Here is a 12,459-nt window from a genome sequence, read left to right as displayed (position 1 = left end):
GCGATCTTTGTTTCTTCACTTCCCCGGCGTGGGAGGGATGACGACTGAAGTAATCGGGAAATGTTGATGCAGAACTACATGCTTGCCGATCTGGTGCAGACCACGTACGCGGCCCTTGCTTTCGCGCTCTTTCTCCTCCCTACCGGGTATCTACTGGGCTTGAGTAGCAATGCATTCGGTTTTCGATGCCGATCCTTTGCCGAGAAAGTTCTGTTCAGCGTGGCGTTTTCAGTAGCCATAGTGCCCATCGTCGCCGTGCTTGTGACGAGAATGTTTTCCTATCAGGTCACGCTTGCGGTCTTTCTGTCGCTGGCGGGGGCTTCTCTAGCCACAGGCATACGGCGCTTTCCTCCTCGCAAACCATACTTCCCCAATGTCGGTCGCAGTACTTGGATTTGCTTGGGGATGATGCTGGCCTGGTTCTTCTTGGTGCAGGTTTCGCTGGCGGATCTGCAAATAGGAAATCGCCTTTACGTGAGTTATGTGGCGTTCGATCACTCCGTGAGAGTGCCGTTCGTGGACGCAGCGGCGAGGATGGTGCCGCCTCGAAATCCGTTCTATGGATTAGGTGACGTTCCTGTTCTTCGGTATTACTACTATTGGTATGTCGTGTGCGCTTTACCGATGCATTTATTTGGCATTAGCGCAAAGGCCTGTCTGAATGCAAGTGTGTTCTGGAGCGGACTTGGGCTCGCATCGCTCATCCCGCTATTCCTTAAATATTTCCTTGGTGAGACGAAACATCTCCGCGGTAAAGCAGTTCTTGGAATTGCGCTGCTCGCGGTGACGGGACTGGACCTTCTTCCATATACGGCAGTGGTTGCGCTCGGTCATGTATTTCTAGGCGATATGGAATGGTGGGATCCGAACCAGGTTACATCTTGGTTGGGTTCCCTGCTGTGGGTGCCACATCATGTCTCGGCGCTCAGTGCGTGCATGGCCGGCCTGCTGGTGTTCTCGGCAATCGATGAGACAAGTTCGATACGGCAACGCGTGTGGGCTGTGTGCATATGCGGCTTGGCATTCTCCAGCGCGGCAGGCCTGTCGGCTTACGTGACATTTACGTTTGCAGCGTTCGCAGTTGTCTGGGCCTTGATGGAATTGTTGCGGAAGCAGTTTCGGACACTCGCAACGTTTGTCGCGGCAGCATTATTTTCGCTGCTGCTCTCGTCGCAATACCTGATGGATCTGCTTTCTAAACGTGTCGATGTCTCTCCGGGGGGCAATGGGAGCGCAGGACAATTCGCGTTTATTGCGATGCGGGATTTCCCCTTGGCGCTGGAGTGGCTTGGCAATATTGGTATACACAGTACCTTGCTGCTGGAGGCGCTGAAAGTACCGGTTCTGCTGATTGTCTATGTCCTAGAGTTTGGCGTCTTCTTCATGGCGATGGCGCTATGGATGCGAATGGATTTCCAGAGCAAGACGCCGCTGAGCAAGAACAGACGGATGGCGTGGGTAATGTTCGCCGTCTGCTTGTTGCTGATGAGCGTCTTGCAGTCGAGTTCCACTGGGTCCAACGACCTGGGATTCAGAGGGATGCTTGTCGTCCAGTTTGTCCTCCTTATTTGGACTGCACCAGTCGTGTACGAATTGTTCTTTCATCGAAACGGCGAAGCCCCGCGGTGGTTGAGTGCCGGGTGGATCAGGGTGTCGCTGGTTTTCTCGTTGCTGGTCGGGATTGCGGGCACTGGGTGCCAACTCGTTGTGTTGCGCTGCTATGCGCCGATGGCGGATGACGGCAAGTTTCCGCGTACAGAGACTTTCTTGGGGGAACCAGGATTTGGGCAGCGCACTTTCTGGTTGCGAGAAGGGTACCGCAGGCTTGACCAGGCGACCTCGGCCGAGGCGGTGGTGCAATACAACCCCGTCCAGAACGAGGTGCTGATGAACCATTTGTATTCGACGCGGCAGGCAGCAATGGGAGACGAAGACTGCGGCAGCGTGTTTGGCGGCGACAGTTTGAAGTGCAAGAAGGCTTCTCCTTATATCACTTCATTGTTCAACGATCCTGATGTTGTACGGGGCTGGGACCTGGATCGCGTGTGCGATGAATTTCGGGTTAACGTCCTCGCGGCCAACGAGACGGACCCGGTTTGGCAAGATCCAACGAGTTGGGTGTGGACCAGAGAGGCCCTGTTCGCGAATCCGGCGATGCGCGCTATTCCGTGTGGTGCCGGATATCGACGCCTATCTGGCAAATAGAACCTAAGGTAACAAGGATCCCGTCCTCTGTTAAGTGTCAAAGTCCCCTGCGGTAAAGCTTCGTTACTTTGGTGCGGGATTTGACCAATGTCTATTGAGAGCCTGTGTAAGAAGCCGCAGCCGTTCTTGCGCTCTGTTGCAATTCGCATCATCTCGGGCGACTCCGTGGTCAGTATCGCGAAAATGTATGTTGCATATTCCTCAAGAACTTAGGCCCTTGTAGCAGGAGGAAATCCACTAGGTCCAGCGACAACGGAAAAGCAATTGCACGGTAGATGGCGTGAGGTCGCTGTGAAGTTTCAGAAGTCAATCTCGATCATGGTTCTGGTAGGCGCACTTGTCGCGTCGGCTTGGGCGGGAAAGCATCCGGTTCCTCTGGAACCCAAGCAAGATCCAGCGACATGCTTGCAGTGCCATGAGGATAAAACCAAGGGGAAGTCGGTCCATTCTGCGATAGCAATGGGGTGTACCAGCTGTCACGAGATCAGGGTGAATAAGGATATTACCCGCACCAAGCTGATCACCACCACTTCCCATGCACTCTGCCTTACTTGCCACGCCGACAAAAATGCTGCCGAAGCCAAGGGTAAGGTTCACGCTCCGGCCGTTCGCGACTGCGTCAAATGTCATGACGCACACCAGAGCGACAACAGGAATCAACTGCTCAAGCCAGCAAGCGGCGACAGTAAGGACACGAATCTCTGTCTGACATGTCACAAGATCGGCGTCGATGTCCCGAAGGACGGCAGTCGTCACGCGGCGTTGGATATGGGTTGCGATACCTGTCACATCACGCACAAGACAGGCGAACGCGGCAATCGCGAGTTTGACTACCATCTGACGAAGAATTCGCCCGCAATTTGCATTGACTGCCATGATCCGAAAGATGCGGAACTCGCCAAGAAGCACGGCAATCAGCCTTTCGGGAAAGCCGACTGTCTGACTTGTCACGATCCACACCAGTCATCGCAAAAGCACCTGATGGCGAAGTTCACCCATATGCCTTTTGCGGGTGGGCAATGCGATTCCTGCCATCAGCCGGCAAAAGACGGCAAGGTAGTGCTGACAACGGCGACGCCAAAAGAAACTTGCGTTACCTGCCACTCCGAGCAGGCGGACAAGATTGAGAAGTCGAAGGTGCAGCACCCGGGAGCGGCAGGCGATTGCACTGACTGTCATAACCCGCATGCTGGGAAGTCACCGGGATTCCCAAAGCCCGATGCGGTGAATGTTTGCCTCGGCTGCCACGCGACTCAGGCCGAGGAGCACAAGAAAAAGCACTTGCATCAGCCAGCGTTCGAGCAGGGGTGCTCTACCTGCCACGAGCCGCACGGCGGAGAGAACGTCCACCTGCTGCGCGCCGCGACGCCGAACAAGCTATGCCTGGAGTGTCACGGACCGGACGTGGTTCACGAGAAATTAGAGAGCGAACACCTCGTGACCATCTTCGACGGCAAAGTGAAGCTTCCAGAGGACTATTTCAGGAAGATTGCACCATTGCCGATCAAGTATGGACGCGGACATCCGACCGACAAGCATCCGGTTGTGGACCAGGTGGATGATGTAACGCATACCACCGTGCCACTCAACTGCGCGACGTGTCACCAACCGCACGCCTCCGCAGAACCGGACCTTCTGGTGAAAGATCAAGCGAACAATATGTTGTTCTGCGCTAACTGTCACAAAGAACTCGGCAAATAGTTGAGGGAAATACAGATGTTTGCAGTTGATCAAAATTCGGTGCGGCGCGGTAAGAGACTGACTGCGATGTTACTTGCGATTGGCTTGGCTCTGGGTACTGCTCCGTCGGCGTCCGCCAAGAAGAAGAACAACGTAGCTCCGGAGCCGCCGAAGACAAGGAACATCCTGGAAGGCTTGGATCTCTCCCGGATTGTCTGGCCGAACCCCCCTGACATCACGCGCGTCAAGTATCTCGATTACTGGTCGGGCGAGAAGTTGATCGTGAAGAAGTCGGAGAAGAAGAAGCAAAGCTGGATGGATCGGGTCTCGGGTGTTGCCACTGGCGAAGGAATGGAAGACAGGCATCCTCGCTGGCAGCTCGTGGTCCCGAGCGGCGTTGCTGTCGATTCCAAAGGACACGCCTACATCGCAGATAGCAAGGTTCGCGCCATTTTCATCGTTAACACCGAAACTGGCGACTACGGCATGATCAAGAACGGCTCGGATGCCAATTTCAAATGGCTGACCGGGTTGGCGATCGATGACGGCGACACCTTGTTCGCGGCTGACAGCGGAATGAAGCGCGTGCTGGTGTTCAGCCCTCAGCACAAGTTGGAAGCAACAATCACCGAAGGCTTACTAGATCCTGGCGGCATGGCTGTCGATAACGAGAACCGCCTTCTCTATGTGACTGACGCTGAGCAGGACCTAGTACTGGTTTACGACGCGGATGCGCCTTACAAGTTAATCCGCAAATTGGGGAAGCCAGGCACGAAGCATGCCTCGACCGTGCCCGGAGAGTTTGCGAAGCCCACCTACGTTGCCGTGGACCAGGATGGGAACGTGTACGTCTCGGACACCTGGAACAACAGGATTGAGATTTTTGACGCAGAAGGCAATTTCATCCGCACATTCGGGAAAGCGGGCGACGGTCCCGGGTTCTTTGCGCGGCCCAAAGGGATCGCCATCGACTCCGACGGTCATGTCTGGGTAGCGGACGCGGTGCAAGACCGGTTGCAGGTCTTTACACCCCAAGGACGCTTGCTGCTCTATATGGGCACTCACGGTCTTTATCCGGGAATGTTTCAGAGCATTGCGGGCGTGGCGATCGACAAGAATAATCGGGTGCTGACCACGGAACAACTGCCGGGCAGGATGCAGATCTTCCGGTACTTCACCAACGCCGAAGCGAAAGCTGAAAAGAAACGCCGCGACGATGAGGCGATAAAGAAGAAGCAAGAGAAGTCTGGTAAGTCGACAGTGGATTCCGCGCCTAAGGCGGCAGCGGAGCCAAACACAGGGCGGGGAGACGCAAAGCCCTAAGAATTTAGCGACACATAGAGGTCGCAGCAGGTTTTGGACGCTCAATGAGCGCCAAAAACGGATTCGGACAAAGTCTTAATCCGGATTAACTGAAGTTGCACTGACCTTTTCAGGAGGTTTCTTTAACATGAAGAAGTTTATGTTCGTTGTGCTGTGCGTGGCCGTATTCGCGACCATGTCATTCGCACAGACACCGCAGTTCGTCGCTGGAAACTGGTCTTCCCAAGTCACCACAAAACCCAGCACAGGTTTCTCGATTGATAAGTTGGGCGCTCACCAGAATGGCGGACGCGGTTGCGTCGGCTGCCACACTCCGCACAGCGGTGCACGTGGTAACGGTGGTGTCGTAGACGTCAATGGCGCAGCAGTTGCCACGACCGGTGACTCTGGCGATGAAGTTCTCTGGGGACAGGATCTGACTCCGGTTTACAATCACTCCTTCGGCTTCCCTGACAACCCGGATGATGCCACCAAGCTGGGCGCATTGACCATCACCGCAGCATCGTCTGAGCGTCAGATCACCGGTATCGCGATGTGCTTGTCCTGCCACGACGGTAACGTCGCCAAGGGCGCGATGATGACCAATAAGTCCTTCGAACAGGCTGCTGGCATGCTGCCTGCTTCTTACGGCTTGAATGACATCCCGACGCTGCTCGGCAACGACGGCGGCAGCACCAACAACTACAAGAACGATCACCCAGTGGGACCGAGCGCAACTCTTGGAACCGTTGGACACGGCGCTATCAACTCGGCCAAGGGTTTCTTCACCCTGTCGGCTCAGGGCGGAACGATTAAAGCGTCGTCCACCTTCGCCGGCAGCACGATGGCCGAGTTCTACAAGAACTACGGTCTCCCGACCATCACCCAAGCCCGCGCTGGCGCAGGCTTCGCGACTGATCTGAGCGCGAACCTGGATGACGCGTACGTGGTTTGCACCACCTGCCACACCCCGCACAGCATGTACACCACCACTGCTTCGCCGAACGGCAGCAGCATTGGTACGGTCCCGACCTACTTCTTCGTTGCCGCTCCTTACAACCCAGCGGCCAATGTTTCAAACGGAACCAAGGCCTCTTCGGCCACCCAGTTCTGCCGTCAGTGCCACTTCTCCGGCCCTGGTGGTGCGAACGAAGCGTCCGGAATCTCGATTCCGACCGCGTTCTAATCAAACCCGTCTGTTATGGACGAGTTGGGGGAGGGGAGCATCCCTCCCCCTTTCTTACAAATGAAGTGCAGAACTAAAGAGGTTTTATGGCATTCCGATCGCAAATTCTCGCTGTGATGCTGACAGGGGCGCTGGCCACTTCTGCGCAAGTCGCATCCCATGCCCCGACAGGCATCAAGGTCCCGGTCGTATCATCCGCAACGACACCCGCCCCGGATTCAAAGAAATTGACGGGCAGTCTCTCTCCCGCGGTCGTAAGCGCGATGGCAAATAAACCGGTAGCTCGGGTGAACGGCGCTGTTCTGAGCGAAGTGGACCTGCTCCGTGAGATGTATGCGATTTTCCCGTATGCGCAACAGCACAACGGCTTTCCAAAAGATCTTGAGCCCCAAATACGTAAGGGCGCCCTCGACATGATTGTGTTTGAGGAACTTCTGTATCAGGAAGGCAAGCGGAGAAAGTTGAGCGTGTCGCCCGAAAAGGTAGCAAGCGCCGAAGTGGCCTTCCGAAAGCAGTTCCCCAGCCAAGCGAGCTACGAGCAATACATGCAAGCGGAGATGAAGGGCGACAAGGCTGTGTTGCGCGAAAAGATACGGCGATCGCTTCTCATTGAGCGGATGCTGAAGACTGAGGTCGCGGCGAAAGCGCAAGTCACGCCGATGGAGGCGAAAGCAGCTTACCTCAAGAATCCGGCCCTGTACGCTCATGCAGAGAGCTTTAGGCTCCAAACCATTTCCATACTGCCGCCGCAAAAAGGCGGTCCGGAAATTGCGAAAGAAGCACGCAATCGTGCCGAAGATGCGCTCCGTCTTGCCAAAGCAACCAAGAGCTATCGTGAGTTCGGACTTTTGGCGGAAAAAATGTCAGACGACGACTGGCACGTAAACATGGGTGACCGCAAGGATGCGGAACGGTCAAAACTTCCGCCGGAAATAGTGAAGGCGGCACTGGCACTAAAGCCCGGCCAAGTGAGCGACCTTATACAGATTCAAAACTGCTATACGGTGATTCGGTTGGTGTCGCATACAACTGCAGGCGTGACGCCTTTTACAGAAGTAAAGGACAAACTGCGGTCGGACCTTCAAAAACAAAAGACGCAGCAAGTCCGTTCAGCACTTGGCGAGAAGCTCCGCAAAAACGCTAAGGTAGAGATTCTGTAGGACGAACTATATGTGTGCCGCTGCTGAGAAATGGATGATTGCGACGAGGGGCGCGGCTTGGCTTCTGCTCATGGGCGTGTTCTGCGTGGGATCAATGCAGGCGCAACTCATGATTGGGGATAACCTAAAAATGAAGCTGAACGGGACGCTGGGGGCCGGATACTCGGCAGGGTTCGGGGATTCCGGCTCCAATCATAACCAGAATCTGCTCGGCAGTGGGTCGTTGACAGGCTATTACTATAATCCCGGCTTTCTTTCTTTTGCGGTGCGGCCATATTGGGATCGCAACAAGAATAATAATGAATCGGGAGCCGTCAACCGTGACAGCGGCATTGATACTTCGATGAGCTTGTTCTCGGGCAGCAGCTTCCCAGTCTCGGTTTTCTACGGAAAAGGTGTTAGCAATAACAGTGAATTTGGCTTGGTCGGAGTGGGGGGAGCGCTAGAGACGCACGGCTCAGGACAGAGCTTTGGCGTGTCCGTTAACGAAGTGCTCCCCGATATGCCTCCGGTGTATGCGACCTATTCAATTAGTAGCTCGGATTACAACGCCCTTGGCGCCACCGGTGACAATCACAACTCAACCAAGAACTTCAATATGGGCTCTAGTTACAAACTGCTAGGGTTCAACCTGTCCGGCAGCTTCAATCATGCCAACTCGAATTACGAGTATTCCAGCCTACTAGGTTTTGCGAGCAGCGGCACCAGCAGCACCTCAACGTATTCGGCGTCAGCACAACATAATTTGCCGTTCAGAGGCGGGCTGAATCTCAACTGGAGCCACTCGACGTATGAGAACAGCAGCAATGGCGGCAATAATGGTTCGACTAGCACGGCGGGGGCAGGTTCAACCTTCATGCCGTTCAGTCGCCTCTCATTTTCTACCCAGGCTCAATACACTACCAATCTGACGGCCGTCATTAGCCAGGGCAGTGGCATTCTAAAATCGGACAATGGTTCACATTCTTTGAGCCTGAGCGGTGGCGCGAGCTTGAACATAGGCCACGGCTGGATGGCAACTGCCAATGCTTCAAGAAACTCAACGAGCTACTTAGGCCACGACTATGTGAACACGCAGTTCAGCGGTATGCTGAACTATCAATTTGCCCACAACCTATTCGGGTTCATGCATTTCGGCTTTGGAATGGTTGACTCGGCAGGTAAAGAAGGCAACAGCGCTACGTCGTTGATCGGGAACGTTGGTGTTGATCGCAAAGTGGGGCGCTGGAACACGTCAGCCGATTTTTCCTACTCGCAGGACGTTCAGACCCTATACGGTATCGCCACTACGAGCAGTTACAACTATGGTGGTTCGATCAGGCGCAAGTTCAGTGAGACTACGTACTGGAGTGCATCCTTCCGCGCAGCGCACAGTGGAATTTCGCGGCAAGAGGGAAACAGTTCCGGTTCCGAGTCGTTCTCGAACAGTTTGGCTTGGCGGCGCTACTCGGTTTCCGGAAGCTACTCACAATCCAGGGGGACGTCTGTACTCAACTCCTCCGGAGTTTTGACTCCGGTCGTTGGGGCGGGAGTTCTGACGAGCGACTTCATGCTATTCAACGGACGTAGTATTACCGCGAGCGGATCGACAAGAATCTTCCGTCGGTTGAACGTGTCAGGCGCTTACTCTAGGTCGCGGAGCACGATCGAGGCGTCACCCACCAGCACCTTCACTGAGAGCCATATCTACAACGCGCATTTTGATTACAGACTGCGTAAGATGACTCTAAGTGGTGGATATTCAAATGTTAACCAGTCGGCGACGTCCATTAAGAATGGGCCGTTCGTGCTAAACTCGTTCTACTTGAGTTTCTCCCGATGGTTCAACGTGTTTTAAGCTGCCGCGCATCGAAAGTGCGGAGGGGCTGGGCTGTGTTTCTCCTGGTTCTGCTTCTTGCAGCCTTTGCGTTTGCGGGTAAGGCAAAGAAAAACGTAGATGCAGAAGACACGCCTCCAGATCTGTTACTGGAAGGCGGACGGAAGTTGAGTTTTGAACGGACCCTCAGTTCCGAAAACGACGTTCGCGGGAAGCCTGGTTTCTGGACGAAGCTAGTCAATGTGGTGATTGGCGCCCCAGACTACAAGTTGTTAGTGCGGCCATACAGTGTTGCGGTGGATTCACATGGACGCATCATTGTTACGGATCCTGGCGTGGGTGGAGTGCACATCTTCGACCAGGCCCAGCACAAGTATAAGTTTCTGGAGAGAAAAGAGAAAAGTAAAGACTCAATGCTTATGCCGCAGTGCGTAGCTGTGGATGCAAAGGACAACATCTATGTGACGGATTCGCAAGCCGGCAAGATTTTTGTCTTCGATGCAAATGGCAAGTTTCGTACTGCATTGGGTAGCTTGAAAGGTGGCGAGGGCTTTTACAAGCGGCCGACTGGCATCACAATCGATCCAGAGACGCAGCGGATATATGTAACAGACACGCTGCGTGACAAGATTTTTGCGCTGGACACGAATGGGCAAGTTATAACTTCGTTTGGTACGCACGGTACGGAAAAGGGGGAATTTCACTTTCCGACCGAAGTGTTAGCCAAAGGAGGAGTAGTGGCGGTCGTTGACGCAATGAATTTTCGCGTCCAAATGTTCGATCGAGAAGGCACTTATAAAGGTGTGATCGGCAATCTGGGGGACTCTAACGGACAGTTCTTCCGTCCCAAGGGAATTGGACTGGATTCGGAAGGGCACATCTATGTCGTTGAAGGCGCTTGGGGCATTGTGCAGGTTTTCAACATAGAGGGCCAATTGCTCTATACCTTTGGTAGTCGTGGAACGAAGATGGGCGAATTCCAATTACCGGCAGGTTTATTCATCGACCAGAGCGACCATATTTACGTTGTAGACTCCTACAACCATCGGGTCCAAGTGTTCAAGTATCAGGGGGTGAAGGCGAAAACTGAAGGAGTGCTGCGGTGAGGCGCCTATTTGGTGTTTGCGCAATACTGCTGCTGTCTTTCAGCGCACCATTGCCGGCTCAAGTGCAACTTCCAACTCACGACGTTTTGGGAGTGCATGACATGAGTGCGGGGACATCTCCCATTCATGGACCGAATGCAAATGCCTGCCTCTATTGTCATGCACCCCACTCCGGCATCAAAGAGGGACCATTGTGGAGCCAGACGCTCTCGGTAAAGCCCTTGGGCAACACATACTCCAGCAGCACTGTTCAAAACACGCAACGTCAACCCTCGCTCGGTTCGGCCAGCAATCTTTGCTTGAGCTGCCATGATGGAACGGTTGCGTTAGGCCAGTCAGTACCTTATGGCAAGCTCAGCATGTCAGCGGCCCTCAGTAATCCGCTGGACAAGCTTGAAGCGTCGCATCCTTTTAGTTTGACGGCAACACCTCCGGACGACGCGTCAAGTCTGGTTGAGTCGCTCCACAGCTCTGGGCAGACTGCGGACCAGACGAAGTCGGTTCAGTTGATCAAAGGTAACGTGGAGTGTACCAGTTGCCACGATCCTCACAGGCAATCACTCGACAAGTATTCCCTCAATTTCCTGGTACTGGATAATCGCAAGAGTGGCCTCTGTCTATCCTGCCACACGGTCGTCCAGCGAAAGGTGAAGGGAATCGAAAATCCGCTTGAGTCATGGGACACGAGCGCGCACGCAAACACCACCGCACTATTCCGTCCATCCGCTGGCCTTGGTGGTTACCTTAGCGTAGCTGACTCCGGCTGCGAGTCCTGCCACATGCCGCACAACGCAGGTGGCGCAAAGGGCTTGCTCCGTCATTCGACTACCGCGGCCCCGAATGCGGACGATGCATCCCAAAGCTGCATCAATTGCCACAACGGCGGAAGCGACAAGCTGGCAGTGCCAATCCTGGATGTGTACAGCGAAGTGGAAAAAAGAGGCCATCCATTTCCTACTACCGACAACTTGCATTCCACCAACGAGTCCACAGTTCTAGATCAGAATCGGCATGCAAGCTGCGTAGATTGCCATAATTCGCATTCTTCCAAGCTGATGGTAACGGGGTCATTCACTGCTCCACCAACACTTCGGCCTTCGCAGTTTGGAGCTGCGGGTATCGCTGCTGATGGCTCTAGCCTTGCAGGCCCGGCTGTTAATCAGTACGAGACCTGCTTGCGTTGTCACGGCAACAGCGTAGGCAAGCGGAAATTGGAGACAACCTACGGGTATTTGCCCACTCGCGCATTGTGGGGCGGTGACGAGCTTAATTTGATCCTCCAGTTTGGAGTGACTTCGACCTCCAGCCATCCGGTGATGCGCGATGCGAATCCTACTCTGGATGCTCAGCCCAGCCTACTGACCTCTATGCTCGATCGGACTGGAACGAACCCGATTCGATCATTACAACCAGGACCGATTCGTCTATTCTGTACGGACTGCCATAACAGCGACCAAAGCCGCGAATTCGGCGGGTCCGCGCCAAATGGGCCTCACGGTTCAATTTACGACCATATTCTTGAGCGTGAGTATGTCCCTAGCAAGGTGAATGAGGGAGGCACCTGGCCAACAGGTGGCCCAGGCACGCAGGTGATCAATCTCAACACCATTGCCTCTCCCTACCCCCGCAGCAGTGGCCCCTATGCTCTTTGTGCTAAGTGTCACGACATTGACAACATCATGTTGAACAAGAGTTTCGCCCAACACAGCGTACATATCGGCAAAGGCCTTTCCTGCTCGGCATGTCACAGCGCGCACGGTGTTCCTCCAGGAAGCACTTCGGGATCTTCTGGTCGGCGCTTGATCAATTTCGATGTGAGGGTCGTTGCGCCAAACGGGTCTTCCACCTTGTATAACGCTGACGGCACTTGCTCGCTGACCTGCCACATGGTCCGGCACTATGCGTCGGGAGGCACTCAGCAGATAGAGCGGCTGACAGAGGCTTCGCCTCGGCCGTTTTAGTGCGGGATGGTAGCGTGACACGTCTCCACAAACTGCGTCAAAT

Annotated in this window: 8 protein-coding genes; all 8 read left to right on the top strand. The window is 54.5% G+C overall.

The genetic code is table 11. The features are described 5' to 3' along the window. Window positions 1-60 precede the first annotated feature (60 nt). A complete protein-coding gene (locus AC6IZD_RS17025) occupies window positions 61-2,205 on the top strand; it encodes a hypothetical protein (RefSeq protein ID WP_497784691.1) in 2,145 nt (714 codons plus the stop codon). Window positions 2,206-2,496: 291 nt separating this feature from the next. After that, entirely contained in the window at window positions 2,497-3,906 is a 1,410-nt protein-coding gene (locus AC6IZD_RS17020; RefSeq protein WP_497784689.1) for a cytochrome c3 family protein, read from the top strand. A 15-nt stretch (window positions 3,907-3,921) separates the two neighbouring features. After that, a complete protein-coding gene (locus AC6IZD_RS17015) occupies window positions 3,922-5,208 on the top strand; it encodes an SMP-30/gluconolactonase/LRE family protein (RefSeq protein WP_497784688.1) in 1,287 nt (428 codons plus the stop codon). A gap of 127 nt (window positions 5,209-5,335) precedes the next feature. Next, on the top strand, window positions 5,336-6,373 hold the full coding sequence (locus AC6IZD_RS17010; protein WP_497784686.1) for a hypothetical protein: 1,038 nt from the start codon (window positions 5,336-5,338) through the stop codon (window positions 6,371-6,373). A gap of 86 nt (window positions 6,374-6,459) precedes the next feature. After that, the gene (locus AC6IZD_RS17005) at window positions 6,460-7,533 is read left to right on the top strand and encodes a peptidylprolyl isomerase (RefSeq protein WP_497784685.1); all 1,074 of its coding nucleotides are present in this window, start codon (window positions 6,460-6,462) and stop codon (window positions 7,531-7,533) included. A 34-nt stretch (window positions 7,534-7,567) separates the two neighbouring features. After that, a complete protein-coding gene (locus AC6IZD_RS17000) occupies window positions 7,568-9,370 on the top strand; it encodes a hypothetical protein (RefSeq protein ID WP_497784684.1) in 1,803 nt (600 codons plus the stop codon). 35 nt (window positions 9,371-9,405) lie between these two features. After that, window positions 9,406-10,455, top strand: a complete 1,050-nt coding sequence (locus tag AC6IZD_RS16995; RefSeq protein WP_497784683.1) for a 6-bladed beta-propeller — start codon at window positions 9,406-9,408, stop codon at window positions 10,453-10,455. Window positions 10,456-10,556: 101 nt separating this feature from the next. Further along, complete coding sequence (locus tag AC6IZD_RS16990; protein WP_497784682.1) at window positions 10,557-12,416, top strand: cytochrome c3 family protein; 1,860 nt, start codon at window positions 10,557-10,559, stop codon at window positions 12,414-12,416. The last annotated feature ends 43 nt before the right edge of the window (window positions 12,417-12,459 follow it).

The sequence above is a fragment of the Koromonas humicola genome, assembly GCF_059726255.1.
This window is presented reverse-complemented; position numbering and strand designations above follow the sequence as displayed.

Bases quoted from the DNA above. Each gene is read 5' to 3' on its own strand.
- AC6IZD_RS17005 (WP_497784685.1), top strand. From the start codon at position 6,460: ATGGCATTCCGATCGCAAATTCTCGCTGTGATGCTGACAGGGGCGCTG.
- AC6IZD_RS17015 (WP_497784688.1), top strand. From the start codon at position 3,922: ATGTTTGCAGTTGATCAAAATTCGGTGCGGCGCGGTAAGAGACTGACT.
- AC6IZD_RS17000 (WP_497784684.1), top strand. From the start codon at position 7,568: ATGATTGCGACGAGGGGCGCGGCTTGGCTTCTGCTCATGGGCGTGTTC.
- AC6IZD_RS17025 (WP_497784691.1), top strand. From the start codon at position 61: ATGTTGATGCAGAACTACATGCTTGCCGATCTGGTGCAGACCACGTAC.
- AC6IZD_RS16990 (WP_497784682.1), top strand. From the start codon at position 10,557: ATGAGTGCGGGGACATCTCCCATTCATGGACCGAATGCAAATGCCTGC.
- AC6IZD_RS17010 (WP_497784686.1), top strand. From the start codon at position 5,336: ATGAAGAAGTTTATGTTCGTTGTGCTGTGCGTGGCCGTATTCGCGACC.